The 15248-nt window shown below is 67.4% G+C and carries 16 protein-coding genes; 7 read left to right on the forward strand and 9 right to left on the reverse strand.

Annotated features, from left to right (window positions below; all coding sequences use genetic code 11):
• The first annotated feature begins 174 nt into the window (after positions 1-174).
• Positions 175-1131: a sulfonate ABC transporter substrate-binding protein gene (locus tag RCF34_RS14665; RefSeq protein WP_308708804.1), complete on the forward strand. Its 957-nt coding sequence runs from the start codon at positions 175-177 to the stop codon at positions 1129-1131.
• 5 nt (positions 1132-1136) lie between these two features.
• On the opposite strand, the gene znuB is transcribed toward RCF34_RS14665, so the two are convergent.
• The 3 genes from znuB to RCF34_RS14680 are packed head-to-tail and all read right to left on the reverse strand — an operon-like array spanning position 1137 to position 3167.
• Positions 1137-1922: a zinc ABC transporter permease subunit ZnuB gene (gene znuB, locus RCF34_RS14670; RefSeq protein ID WP_308708805.1), complete on the reverse strand. Its 786-nt coding sequence runs from the start codon at positions 1920-1922 to the stop codon at positions 1137-1139.
• Positions 1915-2685, reverse strand: a complete 771-nt coding sequence (gene znuC, locus RCF34_RS14675; RefSeq protein WP_308708806.1) for a zinc ABC transporter ATP-binding protein ZnuC — start codon at positions 2683-2685, stop codon at positions 1915-1917. Before znuC ends, znuB begins: the two co-directional genes overlap by 8 nt.
• Complete coding sequence (locus RCF34_RS14680) at positions 2682-3167, reverse strand: Fur family transcriptional regulator (RefSeq protein ID WP_308708807.1); 486 nt, start codon at positions 3165-3167, stop codon at positions 2682-2684. The genes znuC and RCF34_RS14680 overlap by 4 nt, the downstream gene beginning before the upstream one ends.
• 65 nt (positions 3168-3232) lie before the next feature.
• On the opposite strand from RCF34_RS14680, the gene znuA reads away from it, so the two are divergent.
• The 4 genes from znuA (at position 3233) to RCF34_RS14700 (ending at position 7317) form a co-directional block, all read left to right on the forward strand.
• Positions 3233-4216 (forward strand): zinc ABC transporter substrate-binding protein ZnuA, encoded by a 984-nt coding sequence (gene znuA / locus RCF34_RS14685; RefSeq protein WP_308708808.1) that lies wholly within the window; start codon positions 3233-3235, stop codon positions 4214-4216.
• Positions 4217-4734: 518 nt separating this feature from the next.
• On the forward strand, positions 4735-5412 hold the full coding sequence (locus tag RCF34_RS14690) for a response regulator transcription factor (protein ID WP_007159882.1): 678 nt from the start codon (positions 4735-4737) through the stop codon (positions 5410-5412).
• Positions 5409-6803, forward strand: a complete 1395-nt coding sequence (locus RCF34_RS14695) for an ATP-binding protein (RefSeq protein WP_273805656.1) — start codon at positions 5409-5411, stop codon at positions 6801-6803. Before RCF34_RS14690 ends, RCF34_RS14695 begins: the two co-directional genes overlap by 4 nt.
• 61 nt (positions 6804-6864) lie before the next feature.
• Positions 6865-7317, forward strand: a complete 453-nt coding sequence (locus tag RCF34_RS14700) for a thioesterase domain-containing protein (RefSeq protein WP_308708809.1) — start codon at positions 6865-6867, stop codon at positions 7315-7317.
• A gap of 62 nt (positions 7318-7379) precedes the next feature.
• Here RCF34_RS14700 and RCF34_RS14705 read toward each other — a convergent pair whose 3' ends face one another.
• Positions 7380-9083 carry a penicillin-binding protein 2 gene (locus RCF34_RS14705; RefSeq protein ID WP_308708810.1) on the reverse strand — a complete coding sequence of 568 codons (1704 nt, stop codon included), beginning with the start codon at positions 9081-9083 and terminating at the stop codon, positions 7380-7382.
• 129 nt (positions 9084-9212) lie between these two features.
• Here RCF34_RS14705 and RCF34_RS14710 point away from each other — a divergent pair, with 129 nt between their 5' ends.
• Positions 9213-9527 (forward strand): YkgJ family cysteine cluster protein, encoded by a 315-nt coding sequence (locus RCF34_RS14710; protein ID WP_158890356.1) that lies wholly within the window; start codon positions 9213-9215, stop codon positions 9525-9527.
• 235 nt (positions 9528-9762) lie between these two features.
• Here the strand turns inward: RCF34_RS14710 and RCF34_RS14715 are convergent, their stop codons facing one another.
• Entirely contained in the window at positions 9763-10167 is a 405-nt protein-coding gene (locus tag RCF34_RS14715; protein WP_093255091.1) for a YkgJ family cysteine cluster protein, read from the reverse strand.
• 3 nt (positions 10168-10170) lie between these two features.
• Complete coding sequence (locus RCF34_RS14720) at positions 10171-10743, reverse strand: xanthine phosphoribosyltransferase (RefSeq protein ID WP_308708811.1); 573 nt, start codon at positions 10741-10743, stop codon at positions 10171-10173.
• Positions 10744-12336: 1593 nt separating this feature from the next.
• On the opposite strand from RCF34_RS14720, the gene RCF34_RS23090 reads away from it, so the two are divergent.
• Positions 12337-12981, forward strand: a complete 645-nt coding sequence (locus RCF34_RS23090) for a methyl-accepting chemotaxis protein (RefSeq protein ID WP_374941198.1) — start codon at positions 12337-12339, stop codon at positions 12979-12981.
• A 52-nt stretch (positions 12982-13033) separates the two neighbouring features.
• Here RCF34_RS23090 and RCF34_RS14730 read toward each other — a convergent pair whose 3' ends face one another.
• The 3 genes from RCF34_RS14730 to bioD all read right to left on the reverse strand — a co-directional run bounded on the left by RCF34_RS14730 (position 13034) and on the right by bioD (position 15244).
• On the reverse strand, positions 13034-13300 hold the full coding sequence (locus RCF34_RS14730; RefSeq protein ID WP_058791715.1) for a hypothetical protein: 267 nt from the start codon (positions 13298-13300) through the stop codon (positions 13034-13036).
• 89 nt (positions 13301-13389) lie between these two features.
• The gene (locus tag RCF34_RS14735) at positions 13390-14496 is read right to left on the reverse strand and encodes a hypothetical protein (RefSeq protein ID WP_308708813.1); all 1107 of its coding nucleotides are present in this window, start codon (positions 14494-14496) and stop codon (positions 13390-13392) included.
• Between the two features lie 76 nt (positions 14497-14572).
• Positions 14573-15244, reverse strand: coding sequence for a dethiobiotin synthase (bioD, locus tag RCF34_RS14740; RefSeq protein WP_308708814.1), 672 nt, complete (start codon positions 15242-15244; stop codon positions 14573-14575).
• Positions 15245-15248 lie beyond the last annotated feature (4 nt).

Raw genomic sequence — 15248 nt, forward strand, 5'->3', positions numbered from 1 at the left:
GCCCCGGTGGCCGCCGCTGGCGCAGGGTGGCGCGATCCTGGTGTCAGCGTCAATCGGACCTTGGCCTGCGCTCCGTACCGGGCCAGGGCATAGCCTTAGTAGAGAAACGTATTAAACATTCCGGTCTAGATGAGCCAGGCTGACCTTTCCAAATGGAATATAAGGAAGGTCGCCATGTTTCATTGCTCGCTTCGTCGACTCTTGGGAGGCAGCAGCGCGCTGCTGCTGGTGCTCGCCGTCCTCACGCCGGCGCAGGCCGCCGACCAGGCCTTGCGCATCGGCTATCAGAAGGGCGGCGGTCTGCTGGCCGTGCTCAAGGCCCAGGGCACCCTGGAACAAGCCTTGGGCGCCCAGGGCTATCAGGTGAGCTGGCGCGAATTCCAGGCCGGCCCCCAGTTGCTGGAGGCCCTCAACGCCGGCAGCATCGACGTCGGTTACACCGGTTCACCGCCGCCGATCTTCGCCCAGGCGGCGGGGATCGATCTGGTCTACCTGGGCGCCGAACCGGCCAGCGAGGCAGTGGAGGCCATCCTGGTACCGGCGGCCTCGTCGATCCGCGACGTCGCCGGCCTCAAGGGCAGGAAGGTGGCGGTGCAGAAGGGATCGAGCGCCAACTTCCTGCTGGTCGCCGCCCTGGAAAAGGCCGGGCTGAGCTTCAAGGACATCCAGCCGGTCTATCTGCCACCAGCGGACGCCCGCGCTGCCTTCGTCAACGGTTCGGTGGACGCCTGGGTGGTCTGGGATCCTTATCTCGCGGCCATCCAGCAGAGCCAGCCGGTGCGGATTCTCGCCGACTACCAAGGGCTGCTGCACGCCAACAGCTTCTATGAGGGTTCACGCCGCTTCGCCGACGCTCATCCGGAGGCGATCCGCCTGCTGCTGGCGGAACTGGCCAGGGCCGGCGCCTGGGCCAATGCCCACAAGCCGGAGGTGACGCGCATCCTGGCCGCCCAGATCGGGCTGCCGGAAGCGGTGATCGCCACCTGGCAGGCACGCACCGGCTACGGGGCGACGGCGCTGACGCCGGAAATCATCGCCACCCAGCAGCAGACCGCCGACATCTTCAAGGCCCAGGGGCTGATTCCCCGGGCGGTGGACGTCAGCCAGGCGGTCTGGCGGGCGCCGCGCTAGTACGCCTAGGCGCGGCGGGGCAGGAGGTAGCCCAGCAGAAACATCCCGGCAGCGGCCACCACCACCGAGGGCCCGGCCGGGGTGTCTTGGTACCAGGACAGGGTCAGGCCCAGGCAGACCGCCGCCATGCCCAGCAGGCTGGCACCACAGGCCATCTGCTCGGGGCTGCGGGCATGGCGCTGGGCGGTGGCGGCGGGAATGATCAGCAGCGAGGTGATCAGCAGCACCCCGACGATCTTCATGGCCACGGCGATGACGATGGCCACCAGCAGCATCAGCGCCAGGCGGATCCAGGTCACCGGCAGGCCTTCGACCTGGGCCAGTTCCTCGTGCACGGTGATGGCCAGCAGCGGCCGCCACAGGCAGGCCAGGGCCGCCAGCACCAGGGCGCTGCCGCCGAGGATCCAGCGCAGATCGCCAGGACCCACCGCCAGCAGATCGCCGAACAGGTAGCTCATCAGGTCGATGCGCACCTCGTGCATGAACGACAGCGCCACCAGCCCCAGCGACAGGGTGCTGTGGGCGAGGATACCGAGCAGGGTATCGGCGGCCAGGCCGCGACGGCGCTGCAGCACCACCAGCACCACCGCCAGCGCCAGGCAGCCAACGGTGACGGTCAGGGTCGGACTGACATCCAGCAGGAAGCCCACGGCCACCCCGAGCAGGGCGGCATGGGACAGGGTGTCGCCGAAATAGGCCATGCGCCGCCAGACCACGAAGGAGCCGAGGGGGCCGGCGACGAGGGCGAGGGCGAGACCGGCGAGCAGGGCATACAGCAGGAAATCAGCCATGCTTGCAGTGGGCTCCATGGACATGCGGGGTCTTGACCACGCCGCCATGCAGGTCGTGGGCGTGATCGTGGTGATGGTGGTAGACGGCGAGGTTGCGCGCACTCTGGCCGAACAGTGCCTGGTAGGCCGGATCGCCGCTGACCTGCTCGGGATGGCCGGAGCAGCAGATGTGGCGATTCAGGCAGACCACCTGGTCGGTGGCGCCCATGACCAGGTGCAGGTCGTGGGAGACCATCAGCACGCCGCAGCCATGGCGCTCGCGCAACTGGCCGATCAACCGGTACAGCTCGCTCTGGCCGTTGATGTCGACGCCCTGCACGGGTTCGTCGAGCACCAGCAACTCGGGCTGGCGGAGCAGGGCGCGGGCCAGCAGCACCCGCTGCAACTCGCCGCCGGAAATGCTCTGCAGGGGGCTGTCGATGACGCCTTCGGCGCCTACTTCACCCAGGGCGGCCAGGGCGCTGGTGCGGGTCACACCCGGCACCAGGCGCAGGAAGCGCAGCACCGACAGCGGCAGGGTGGCATCCACCTGCAGCTTCTGCGGCATGTAGCCGATGCGCAGCCGCGGGCGACGCCAGACGCTGCCGCGATCGGGCGTGAGCAGGCCGAGCACGCTGCGCACCAGGGTGGTCTTGCCGGCGCCGTTGGGGCCGATGAGGGTGACGATGCGGCCGGGATCCAGGGTCAGGCTGACCTGGTCGAGCACCGGCTGCCCGGCAAAGGTCACGCCGACATCCTGCAGCCGGATCAGCGCCTCGCTCATGCCTGTTTCCGGCAGGCGGCGCACTGACCGACCACTTCCACGGTCTGGCCTTCCACCTGGAAGCCCACGGCACTGGCGCCGTCGAGGATGGCCTCGTGCACGGCCGGCTGTTCCAGCTCGATGCTCACCTGGCAGCTGCGGCAGATCAGGAACTGGCCCTGGTGGGCCTCGCCGGGATGGTTGCAGCCGACGAAGGCGTTGAGCGAGGCAATGCGGTGCACCAGGCCGTTCTCGACCAGGAAGTCCAGCGCCCGGTAGACGGTGGGCGGCGCGGCGCGGCGACCGTCCTGTTCGCTGAGCACGGCCAGGATGTCGTAGGCGCCGAGCGGCTTGTGGCTTTGCCAGACCAGCTCCAGCACCCGCTTGCGCAGATCGGTGAGGCGCACGCCGGCGCGGCTGCAGAGTGTGTCGGCCTCGGCCAACGCGTGGGCGACGCAGCGCGAATGATCGTGGGGCCGAAAGGCCAGGGGGGCGTCGGACATGAAACGGTACCTTGGGAGCCAGGACGTTATTATATTGCACCTCTCTTAAGAATCGGGATTTTCACGTGCCGCGCCTCCTACCCCTCGTCGCCTCCCTGCTGCTCGCCTGCACCCTGCTGCCCGCCCAGGCCGAGGTGAAGGTGCTGACCAGCATCAAACCCCTGCAACTGATCGCCGCGGCCATCCAGGACGGCACCGGCCAGCCCGCCGTGCTGCTGCCGCCGGGCGCCTCGCCGCACCATTACGCCCTGCGGCCCTCGGACCTGCGCCAGGTGCGCGAGGCCAACCTGGTCTACTGGATCGGCCCGGACCTGGAAGCCTTCCTGCCGGCGGTGCTCAAGGAGCGCCAGGGCCCAAGCCTGGCCGTCCAGGAGCTGCCTGGCCTGCACCTGCGCCGCTTCGGCGAAGAGCATGCGGACGCCCATGACGACGATGAGCACGAGCACGAGCACGAGCACGAGCATGCGCACGGTGATGAACAGGGCGGCGAACCCGAATACGCCCACGACCACGACCACCGTCCGGGCAGCCTGGATGCCCACCTCTGGCTGAGCCCGGCCAACGCCCGGGTGATCGCCGCCCGGCTGGCCGCCGACCTGAGCCAGGCCGACCCGGCCAATGCGCAACGCTACGCGGCCAACCTCAAGACGTTCGAGAACGGACTGGCCGTCAAGGACCAGAGCCTACGCACCCAGCTGGCGCCGTTGGCCGGCAAGCCCTATTTCGTCTTCCACGAAGCCTTCGACTATTTCGAGGAAGCCTATGGCCTGAGCCATCGCGGCGTCTTCGCCCTGGGCGCCGACGTCCAGCCCGGCGCGCGCCACGTGGCCGCCATGCGCGAAGAGCTCAAGGCCGCCGGCCCGACCTGCGTCTTCACCGAGCCGCCGCTGCAGCCGAAGATCGCCACCACCCTGGGCAGTGGTCTGCCGGTGACCCTGGTGGAACTCGATCCCCTCGGCGCGCACATTCCGGCCGGTGCTGATGGCTATGCCCAGCTCCTGCAGAGCGTGGCCGATACCCTTGGCGGCTGCCTGGGCAAGCTGCCCTGAGCCTCCGCCGGGCGACGGATCGGCAACCGCTGCCGTCCGTCGCTCTCGCGCCACTTCACGGCCGTTCAGCTAGCGTTCAGGACGAGTTCAGGCAGCGTTCAGGGCCATTGGCCTAATCTGCAACTGTCAGATCAGCAACGCCGAGGTCGCCCGGACATGTTCACCCTAGCGCAGCTCCCGCTACGGCAGATCGCCCGGACACTTCGACCCGACCTGGCGATGTTCATCCTTGTAACTCCACTGCAGGGTCACCAAGTCAGCTCTGGTCCCCTGTAGCCGTCTCGCGACGGAGCCGTCCCCCAACGGCAGTTTCCGATCCCCATGAAGTGCTCCTTACCTCTCCAACTGGAGAGGTTTTTTTTGCCTGGAATAAAGTGAGTGACCCCGTCCATGCCTTACCCGCGCTCGCCGTCAGCCCGCCAAAGCCGCCATAATCGGTACCCGGGCGCCGCTGCGCGAAGCGTGAGCTACGTGCGGTCGCAGCCACAGAGAGTCTCGTTAGCTGTTCAGGAGTCTGCATGAAGATCCTCGTCGTCGAAGACGAAAACCTGCTGCGCCACCACCTCAAGGTGCGTCTGGGTGAAGCCGGTCATGTGGTCAATGCCGTGGCCGATGCGGAAGAAGCGCTCTACAGCGCCCGCGAATTCCATCACGATCTCGCCATCATCGACCTGGGCCTGCCCGGCATGAGCGGCCTCGATCTGATCCGTCAGCTGCGCAACCAGGGTGCCACCCTGCCCATCCTCATCCTCACGGCCCGCGGCAGCTGGCAGGACAAGGTCGAGGGCCTCGGTGCCGGGGCGGACGACTACGTGGTCAAGCCGTTCCAGTTCGAAGAGCTGGAGGCGCGCCTCAATGTGCTGCTGCGCCGCTCGGCGGGTTTCGTCCAGCCGAGCATCCGCGCCGGCTCGCTGAAGCTGGACCTGGGCCGCCAGCAGGCCTTCAACGAAGAACAGCCGCTGCAGCTGACCGCCTACGAATACCGCCTGCTGGAATACCTGATGCGCAACCACCAGCAGGTGATCACCAAGGAGCGGCTCATGGAGCAGCTCTACGACGATGACGGCGAGCACGACAGCAACGTCATCGAGGTGCTGGTCGGCCGCCTGCGGCGCAAGCTGGAGGCCAGCTGCCAGATGCAACCCATCGAAACGGTCCGGGGCCGCGGCTACCTGTTCACCGAGCGCTGCCAGTGATCCGCTCCTTTCGCGTGCGGCTGCTGCTCAGCGCGGCGCTGCTGGTGATCGTCTGCCTGGCGCTGATCGTGCCGGCGATCCGCAATGCCTTCGACCGAACCGTGGAAAATTTCGTCGCCGCGCGGCTGGAGGCCAATGCCAACACCCTGATCGGCGCGGCGCGGGCCATCGACGGGCGCCTGGCGATGCCGGAGATGATCGCCGAAGAGGTCTTCGACCGACCCGGTTCGCCGATCCTCGGCTACGTCTACGACCAGAACGGTCGCCTGCTCTGGCGCTCGCGCTCCGCGATCAAGGAGCGGCCCAACTACCGGCCGACCTTCGATGGGGGCGGGGTCAAGCTGGTCAAGGCCACCGACGACCAGGGCCAGGGTTTCTTCGTCTTCGATCGCGAGGTGCTGCTGGGCAATCCGCCGGTGGCCGGCTTCAGTGTCGTCACCATGCAGCCCGCCGAGGAATACGAACGGCTGCGCGCGACCTTCGTGCACCAGGTGATTCTCTGGCTGGTCGGGGTGCTGGGCGCGCTACTGGTATTGCTGGCCCTGGTCATGCAATGGAGCCTGCGCCCGCTGCGCCGCCTCAGCCAGCAGCTGGACGCGGTGGAAACCGACCAGCGCGAGCTGCTCGACGAAAAGAACGTACCCAGCGAGATCAGCCGGCTGATCCGCTCGCTGAACCGCCTGCTCGACCACGAACGGCTGCAGCGCGAGCGCTATCGCGACACCCTGGGCGATCTGGCTCACAGCCTGAAGACCCCCTTGGCGGTGTTGCAGGGGGTGACCGAAGAATTGCGCCGGCGGCCGCAGCTGGATCAGGAGGTCGGCACCCTGCAGACCCAGATCGAGCGCATGAACCAGCAGGTGATGTACCAGTTGCAGCGGGCCACACGCCAGGGCGGCGCGGTGCTCAGCCGGCCGCTGGAACTGGCGCCGCTGCTGGAATCCCTGTTCAGCACCCTGGACAAGGTCTATGCCGAGAAACGCGTCCAGGCCGAAATGGACCTGCCGCCGAATCTGCGGGTGCAGGCCGAGGAAGCCGCCATGCTGGAGGTGTTCGGCAATCTCCTGGAAAACGCCTATCGCCTCTGCCTGACCCAGGTGCGGGTCAGCGCCCGCCGCCATACCGAGCACTGGGTGCTCGACATCGAGGATGACGGTCCCGGCATCCCTGCCGAACGGCGCGAAAGCGTGCTGCGCCGCGGCATGCGCATGGACAGTCGGCATCCCGGGCAGGGCATTGGCCTGGCGGTGGTGCAGGACATCCTCGAAGGCTATCGCAGCAGCCTGACCATCGACGAGTCGAGTCTGGGCGGCGCCCGTATCCGCTTCCGCCTGCCGGCGGCGATTTCCCCGGAGCGGCCTTCCTTGGTGCACAATGGCGCCAGGACGTGACCCATGGGTCATGGCTTGCGTCTGCTCCTGATAGTGAAATTCTGTCTGTAAGGACCCCGGCATGAGCCGCGACTGCCGTCACCTCGAATCCCTGTTGCACCACGATATTCCCATCACCAAGGCCCTGGGCCTGGAAGTCCGCGACTGGAGCGAGCAGCGCCTGCAGCTGCATGCTCCGCTGGATGCCAACATCAACCACGCCAGCACCATGTTCGGCGGCAGCCTCTATTGCGTGGCCGTGCTGGCCGGCTGGGGCTGGCTGTACCTGCGCCTGCGCGAAGCCGGCATCGAGGAAGGCCACATCCTCATCCAGGAAGGCCAGATCAGCTATCCGCGGCCCATCACCGCCGATGCCCTGGCCTATGGCGAGCCGCCCGAGGCGCGCGCCTGGGACCGCTTCGAGACCACCTTCCGCCGCCGCGGTCGCGCGCGCATCACCCTGCAGTCGCGCATCGTCACCGAGAGCGGTGACGATGGGGTGCGCTTCACCGGTCAGTACGTGCTGCACCGCTGACAGAGGGCGCGGCATGCAAAAGGGCGACCCCGGGGTCGCCCTTTTTTGTGGCCGTTCCCCGGCTAGCCGTGGGGGTGCGGCTCGGATTTCGCCTGCTGGGCGGTATTGGTGTCGGGCAGGTTGTCCGGCGGTACCGCCAGGGCACGCAGGGCGCCGGACATGATCTCGCTGAAGGTCGGCGCCGAGACCAGGCCGCCGAAGTAGCCTTCCTTGGTCGGGGTATCCAGCATCACCGCCAGCACCAGCTTGGGATCGGCCGCCGGCGCCATGCCGACGAACATCGAACGATAGGCGTGCTCGGTGTAGCTGCCGGAGCCGGCCTTGCGCGCGGTACCCGACTTGCCGGCCACGTGATAGCCAGGGACCCGGGCGCGGATCACGCCGCCCTCGTCTTCCACCACGTGGTTGAGCATCATGCGGATGCGCCGGGCGATGGTCGGGTCCATGGCCTGCACGCTCTGCTGCTTCTGGTCCTTGAGCAGGGTCAAGGGGGTGAGCAGGCCATCGTTGGCAATCACCGAGTAGGCCTGGGCCAGCTCCGCGACGTTGACCGCCAGGCTGTAGCCAAAGGACATACTGGCCGTGGCGATCTGCGACCACTTGGTGTGGCCGGGCAGGTAGCCCGCGTTCTCGCCAGGGAAGCCCAGCGCCAGGGGGTTGCCGAAGCCGACCCGGCTGAGCTGCTCGTAGATGGGCAGCGGCCCGATCTGCAGGGCTACCTTGCTCATACCGATGTTGGACGAGTTGAGCAGCACCCCGGTCATGGTCAGCACGCCGCGCTTGGCCACGTCGTGGATGGTATGACCGTCGATGGTCATCCAGCCCGGCGCCACGTCCACGGTGCTGTTCTCGTTGAACTTGCCCGAGGCCAGGGCCACCGACATGCTGAACGGCTTGATCACCGAACCGGGCTCGAAGGCGTCGGTCAGGGTGCGGTTGCGCATGTTGGGGATCTGCAGGGTGGCGCGGTTGTTGGGGTTGTAGGAGGGGAAGTTGGTCATCGCCAGGATCTGGCCGGTCTTGGGATTGACCAGCACGGCGGAGCCGGACTGGGCGCCGAACTTCTCCACCGCGGTCTGCAGGGCGCGATAGGCGATGAATTGCAGGCGCAGGTCGATGGACAGGGCCACGTCCTTGCTCGGTTGCGGCTGGCGCACCACGCGGATGTTCTTGACCACCGAACCGCGCGGATTGATCAGCACCTCGCGTACCCCGCCGCGACCGGCCAGCCAGTCTTCGAAGCCCAGCTCCAGGCCCTCCTGGCCATGGCCGTCGATGTTGACCATGCCGATCACCTGGGCCACCAGGTCGGAGCTGGGGTAGTAGCGCTTGTATTCCTTGATCTGGCGTACCCCGGGTACGCCGAGAGCCATGATGTTCTCGCCGTCGATGGGCGACAGCGCCCGGGCCAGGTAGAGGAAGTGCTTTTCCGGATGGCCGAGGATCAGGTTGCGCAACTCGGCCTCGGGCTTGTGGATGGCCTGGGCCAGGCGACCCAACTGGTCGGCGCTGTCCTGCATCTCGGCTGGATTGCACCAGATGGTCACCACCTCGGTGGAAACCGCCAGGGGCGCACCGTTGCGGTCGGTGATCATGCCACGGGTGACCGGAATGGGAATGTGGCGCACCGAGCGGCGGTCGCCCTGGTCGCCGAGGAAGGCGGCGTCGATCAGCTTGAGGTAGGTGATGCGGCCAGCAACCACGCAGGTCAGCAGGATCAGCACGGCGACCACGACATAGAAGCGATAGCGGGGTGCGGCCGTCATGGCGGCTCCTGCGCGAGAAGAGGGCTTGGGCATGGTCACAACTGGTTACAACCGTCAGGGACGCGCATGGTAACTGGTCCAGCCATCGGCCGGAAACCGCTGGGCGGTCAGGGGCGGTACACTGCGCACATGAGCGACATCCCCCTGCACGATCTTTCCACCCCTACCGTGACCTGCGAGAGCTGTCAGGCCTGGTGTTGCCGCCAGGAAGTCCTGCTGTTCGACGATGCCGGCGTGCCTGCCCGCTACATCGAGGAAGACTGGACCGGCACCCGCATGAGGCGCCTCGATGACGGCTGGTGCGCGGCCCTGGATCGCGAGCAGATGAATTGCAGCATCTACGAGGTACGCCCCTGGGTCTGCCGGATCTTCGACATGGCCGGTCCGGAATGCCTGGAAGAACGGGCGGACATGAAAAGGGCGATGGAGAGCGGCGAGTTCTGAGCGCCGCCCTGGCCATGATCTGTGTGTAGAGTGGATAACGGCGCCGGTCTTATCCACCTGGTATTGGCGAGCAGGCCTGTGGAAAACGCTGCGCGGTTTTCCACGCTACAGGGCTTTGGGTACCCGTAGGTTGGGTTGGGACGGCTGCTTCGTCGAGGCCCAGCAATGCGGGCATGCCGTGACACGCCCCGTTGGGCTTCGCTGGCGCTCAGCCCAGCCTACGACGGGCCGCCCTCTAACGCAGCTTCTGCGGCTTGTAGGCGCAATAGTTCGGACGCGGGCCGACCCTTGGGTGGTTGCGGCAGGTTTCCGGACGCTGGTCGTAGATGGTGCACAGCCGCGTCTTGGGATGCAGATAGATGCAGTCGTTGTTGGACAGCCGCACCAGGGTGAACAACCCGGTCTTGGCGTTGAGGCGTTCGACCACGCCGTCCTTCTTGAGCCGCTTGGCGATGTCCTTGAGCGGCTCGCCCTTCTCGAATTCGTCCACCACGCCCATGCGGATCAGATCGGACAGGCGGGCTTCCACCGGCAGGGTGCAGCAGCTGGACACACAGTCCAGGCACATGGCCTTGTCGTAACGGATCCAGGTTTCGGTGCGATCGAGATCGGCCCCGAGAATGCGCAGTATCTGAGCCATGGCTTACTCGGCGAAGGTGACCTGACCATCGGCCAGGGAGGCGACACGGGCCAGGGATTCGACGCGATAGCCCTGGGCGTCCAGTTCGGCGCGACCGACCTGGAAGGACTTCTCGATGACGATGCCCAGGCCTACGACCTGGGCCCCGGCCTGACCGATGATGGAGATCAGCGCCTTGGCCGCCTTACCGTTGGCGAGGAAGTCGTCGATGATCAGCACCCGATCGTCGGCCGAAAGGTGCATGGTCGAGACGGCTATGGTGCTCTCCGTCTGCTTGGTAAAGGAATAGACGCTGGCCACCAGCAGGTTGTCGGTCAGGGTCAGCGACTGGTGCTTGCGGGCGAAGATCACCGGCACGCCCAGCTCCAGTCCGGTCAGCACCGCCGGGGCGATCCCCGAGGCTTCGATGGTCACGATCTTGGTGATGCCGGCGTCGGCGAAGCGGCGGGCGAACTCCTGACCGATGTCGCGCATCAGCGCCGGATCGATCTGGTGGTTGAGGAAGGCATCGACCTTGAGCACCTGCTCGGAGAGTACTTGGCCTTCGCTGCGAATCTTGGCTTTGAGGCGTTCCACGCGGACGGTCCTTTAACGGCAACGCCCGGGCCTGAGTACAGGACCGGGTCTGGGAATACGGGAGGGCGGCGATTGTGCCCTATCTTTCAAGAAAGTCGTTAGTTTGCCGACAAATCGTCTTATAGCTATCCGCAACGGATAGCCGACGCTTGCCGGTGGCTGGCACAGGAGTGGTCGAACATGGGTGTTTTGTTGTCACCGGGGATTCGCGTGCTGAGCCAGTTCGGCTTCGCCCGCAAGTTCGCCCTGCTGCTGGTGCTGTTCATCCTGCCGCTGGCGGTCAGTCTCTGGCTGCTGGGCGCCGATTTCCAGGCCAAGCTGGCCACCGTCAGTGGCGAGCGCAGTGGCGTGCGGCTGCTGCAACGGCTCGACGCCGTGGAAGAAGAACTCACCCTCCGGCGCAACCTGACCGCGCGCTGGAAGGCGATCGACACCAGCCGTCAGGAAACGCCAGCCGTGCAGGCCGCCATCGCCGCCCTGGAAAGTCGCAACGACAGTCGTCGCGAGCGGCTCGCCCGGCTCGAACAGCAACTGGAGATCGAAGGGGTCGGCGCGGATGTGCGGGCCCGCTTCAAGACCCTGCAGCAGGCGCTCGCCGGGCTCGAGGTCGCGGATCTGCGTGGCGTGGGCTGGTGGCCGAACGGCTATGACAAATTCACCGCCGCCCTCGGCGCCGTCCAGGCGCTGCGCGAGGAAATCGCCCTGGACAGCGGCCTCATCCTCGATCCCTGGATGGAAACCTATCTGCTGATGCAGATCGGCACCACCCAGTCGGTCGAGCTGTACGAACGCCTCGGCCGCCTGGCCAGCGTCGGCCAGGCCAGTGTGGTTTCCGGCCAGTTCAGCCTGCAGAGCCGCCTGCAGCTGCGCGACCTGCGCGCCCGCGTCGGCGACTCCAACGAGAGCCTGGCCAAGGTCGCCGTCCTGCTCGGCAACAAGCTGCCCGCCGACATGGCCGGCTGGAAGGACGATTACCAGAAGGTCGGCAGCCAGCTGGACGCCAGTCTCAAGACCCTCGATCAGGGGGTGTTCGGCGGCGAGATCACGCTCAAGCCGGAGCAGTTCGAAGCCACCCTGGACGGTGTCCTGCAGGGTCTGCAGACCTTCCGCCAGCAGACCCTGAAGAACCTGGATCAACGGCTGCAATACTATGGCGCCGATGCCGTGCGCCGCTTTGGCGCCATCGCCGCCGGCTTCGGCCTACTGCTGGTGGTGACCTGCTATCTGCTGCTGTGCATGCAGGTCGCCATCCGCGGCAGTGCGCGGCGCATCACCACCCTGGCCGAAGGCCTGCGCGACGGCGATCTGACCCGCTCGGCCCAGGTGAGTGGGCAGGACGAACTGGCCGAGATCGGGCGCGCCCTGGACCTGGCCGTGGTGCAGCTGCGGGGCAGCCTGCAGGCGGTCGAGCAGGAGAGTCGCCAGGTGGGTACGGCTTCCGGCGAGTTGGGCCAGCAGGCCGAGGCGGCGCTGGGCGCCGTGGAAGCCCAGCGCCAGCAGATCACCCAGATCGCCACCGCGGCCACCGAACTGGCCGCCACCGCCCAGGGCGTGGCGCGCAGTTGCGAAGAGGCCGCCGGCCGCGCCGAGCAGATGCGCGACATCGCCGAGGCCAGCCAGAGCGACAGTCGTCAGACCACGGCCAGCATCCAGCGCCTCAACCAGCGCCTGGACGAGACGGCTGCGGCCATGGCCCAGGTCAATGCCCAGGCTGGGCAGATCCAGCAGGTGGTGGACGTCATCCGCGGCATCGCCGAACAGACCAACCTGCTGGCCCTCAACGCCGCCATCGAGGCGGCCCGGGCGGGTGACCAGGGAAGGGGGTTCGCGGTGGTCGCTGACGAGGTGCGCTCGCTGTCGCAGCGCACCCAGGCTTCCACGGCGCAGATCGCCGGGACCGTCGGCAGCCTGAGCGGCACCGTGGCCCAGGCCGTGTCCCTGATGCAGGATGCCTGCGGCCAGGCCGCCAGCGACGCCCAGTCGATCACCGGGCTGGGACGGCGGCTGGAAGAGATCGCCGAATCGGTACAGGGCGTCTCCGACACCCTGGTGCAGATCGCCACCGCCGCCGAACAGCAGGCGGTCACCGCCGATCAGGTCAGCGGCAACATCCAGCAGGTCGATGGGGCCGCGGCCGATCTGCTCGGCAACGCGCGCACGGTGCAGAGCACGGCGGTGGGTCTGGAGGCGGGCAGTCGCACCCTGACGGCCAATACCACCCGTTTCCGTCTTGGCTAGAATGCAGCAGGGGCGCCTCTCAGGGCGCCCCTTTCACTCAGAGAATTGCTGATCAGGCCCGGGTATCGAGCAGCCGGCCCAGGGTTTCCTGCGAGGCCTGCATGACCTTGGTACCGGCCAGCGCCTGGTATTTGCCGACATCCAGATTGACCAGTTCGCTGGCCAGGTCGGCCTGGCTGTTGGTGGTCGCGCCCAGGGCTTGCTGCTCGTTGCGCGCCGTCTGGGAGGCGAGAGCGGCACCGGCCTTTTCGACCGTGCGGCTACCGTTCTGGTAGGCCTGCACCCCGGCGTAAAGCGAATTGCTTGAAGTCACGTTCATGGACAGGGTCCTCGACGGTGATGTCAAAGGGCTATTGAAGCAGCTTTGACGCCAAAGAACCAGCGGCCCGTGTCGCCGCCTGTGTCTGGCTATTGCCGGATGGTCGCCCGGTTGCCCTGGCCGCTCTGGCGCAGGTCGAGGCTGTTGCCCGGGGCTGCCTGACTGATCGCGGCGTACTGGCCGGCCCCCTGCTGGCTGGCGCTGACTCGGGCGTCGCTGGCCAGCCCTGCCTGCAGGAGATGGCCGTCGCCCAACTGCTCGACGCCGAGTTCGACGTTGTCGCCCACCCAGACCGCACTGATCTCGTTATCGTGGCCTTGGGCAGCCAGGGCCAGCCGGGAATCGTCACCGCCGATCAAGACGCTGGCGCTGTTGCGATTGCCCTGCTGTTGCAGTTCGAGGCGGTTGCCCGTGCCGGTCACGCTCGCCTGGACAGCGTTGTCGTCGCCCAACTGTCGCACGCTGACGCTCTGGGATCGATCGGCGAGGCTGTTCTGCTGCACCGTCGCGCTGTTGCGCTGGCCGATCTGGACCAGTTCCGCCTCCTGCTGTCGTGTGCTCTGGCGAATCGCGGCCCGGTTGTCGTCACCCCGCTGCTCGACCACCGCCCGGTTGACACCGCCGCCCTGCAGCAGCTCGACCTCGTTGCGGGCGCCCAGGCTCAGCACGTCCTGGACATGATCGTCGCCCACCTGCCTGAGTCGCACAGCGCTGTCGCGACCGTCCTGGAACAGCTTCAGCCCGTTGCGCGCGCCCTGTTGCTCGATGCGCAGCCGCTGGTCGTCACCGCCCTGGCGCACCAGGGCTTCGTCGAGCAGGCCGCGCTGAACGATTTCCACCGCGTTGCGCTGGCCATGGCCCTGATAGACATAGGCGTGGCTCTGGCTGGCCTCGCGCTGGTCGATGAGCACCTCGCGCGCGCCGCCGGCGGCCTGGGTGACATTGGCGAAATTGCCGACGCCACCCTGCTCGACGCGGGTACGGTCGCCCTGGGAGGCGCTCTGGGTGAGATAGGCCTGGCTGGCAAGACCGCTCTGGCTGACCTCCAGGGTGCCCTGGCGGGTATCCGGCTCCTGGCTCAGGAAGGCGCCGAGGCGCTCGCCGCGCTGCTCCACCAGGGTCTGGTTGTCCAGTGCCCAGGTTGTGCTGGTCAGGCCAAGCAAGCCCAGGCAGGTCAGGAATTCGAAGGTGGGCACTGGGGCGATCCGGCAGCGGTGGACAGGGCAGTCTGCCGCCGGCCTGGCCCTGCGGCCATCGCCCGAAAGACTGATATCAGCCAGGCAGGCGCAGGTGCGCGGCGACTGCGGCGGGCGTGGCCGTGGCCAGATGCGGTACGGTGCCCAGACAGGGCGCCGGCAGGCGCTCGTGCAGGGTGGCGAGGTTGTCGTCCAGGCGCAGGGTAGCCGGCGTCACCAGATTGGCGACCCAGCCGGCCAGGGGCAGGCCGTCGGCGCGGATGGCCTCGGCGCTGAGCAGGGCGTGGTTGATGCAGCCCAGGCGCACACCCACCACCAGGATCACCGGCAGACCCAGCTCACGGGCGAGATCGGACAAGGACTCCCGGCCGGCCAGGGGCACGCGCCAGCCGCCGGCGCCTTCCACCAGGCTGAAGTCGGCCTGCAGCGCCAGGATCCGCCGCACCGGTGCGGCCAGGGCGGCGACGCTGAGGTCGATGCCGGCTTCACGAGCCGCCAGGTGCGGGGCGATGGCCGGTTCCAGGGCGATGGGGTTGATGTCGCTGTAGCCGAGCGGCAGCGAGGTCTCGCCGAGCAGGGCCAGGGCATCGCCGTTGCGCAGACCCTCGGCGGTGCGTTCGCACCCGGAGGCCACCGGCTTGACCCCGGCGGTGGCGAGACCCTGCAACCGGGCCCGGTGCAGCAGGCCGGCGGCGATGGTGGTCTTGCCGATCTCGGTGTCGGTGCCGGTGACGAAGTAGGCGGACATGGGG

Origin of the sequence: Pseudomonas sp. 102515 (genome assembly GCF_031085165.1) — a bacterium.
Taxonomy (GTDB): Bacteria; Pseudomonadota; Gammaproteobacteria; order Pseudomonadales; family Pseudomonadaceae; genus Chryseomonas.

Excerpts from the sequence above, each read along its gene's own strand:
- RCF34_RS14665 (WP_308708804.1), top strand. The coding sequence starts at position 175 with ATGTTTCATTGCTCGCTTCGTCGACTCTTGGGAGGCAGCAGCGCGCTG.
- znuB (WP_308708805.1), bottom strand. The coding sequence starts at position 1,922 with ATGGCTGATTTCCTGCTGTATGCCCTGCTCGCCGGTCTCGCCCTCGCC.
- znuC (WP_308708806.1), bottom strand. The coding sequence starts at position 2,685 with ATGAGCGAGGCGCTGATCCGGCTGCAGGATGTCGGCGTGACCTTTGCC.
- RCF34_RS14680 (WP_308708807.1), bottom strand. The coding sequence starts at position 3,167 with ATGTCCGACGCCCCCCTGGCCTTTCGGCCCCACGATCATTCGCGCTGC.
- RCF34_RS14690 (WP_007159882.1), top strand. The coding sequence starts at position 4,735 with ATGAAGATCCTCGTCGTCGAAGACGAAAACCTGCTGCGCCACCACCTC.
- RCF34_RS14700 (WP_308708809.1), top strand. The coding sequence starts at position 6,865 with ATGAGCCGCGACTGCCGTCACCTCGAATCCCTGTTGCACCACGATATT.
- RCF34_RS14705 (WP_308708810.1), bottom strand. The coding sequence starts at position 9,083 with ATGACGGCCGCACCCCGCTATCGCTTCTATGTCGTGGTCGCCGTGCTG.
- RCF34_RS14710 (WP_158890356.1), top strand. The coding sequence starts at position 9,213 with ATGAGCGACATCCCCCTGCACGATCTTTCCACCCCTACCGTGACCTGC.
- RCF34_RS14715 (WP_093255091.1), bottom strand. The coding sequence starts at position 10,167 with ATGGCTCAGATACTGCGCATTCTCGGGGCCGATCTCGATCGCACCGAA.
- RCF34_RS23090 (WP_374941198.1), top strand. The coding sequence starts at position 12,337 with ATGCGCGACATCGCCGAGGCCAGCCAGAGCGACAGTCGTCAGACCACG.
- RCF34_RS14730 (WP_058791715.1), bottom strand. The coding sequence starts at position 13,300 with ATGAACGTGACTTCAAGCAATTCGCTTTACGCCGGGGTGCAGGCCTAC.
- bioD (WP_308708814.1), bottom strand. The coding sequence starts at position 15,244 with ATGTCCGCCTACTTCGTCACCGGCACCGACACCGAGATCGGCAAGACC.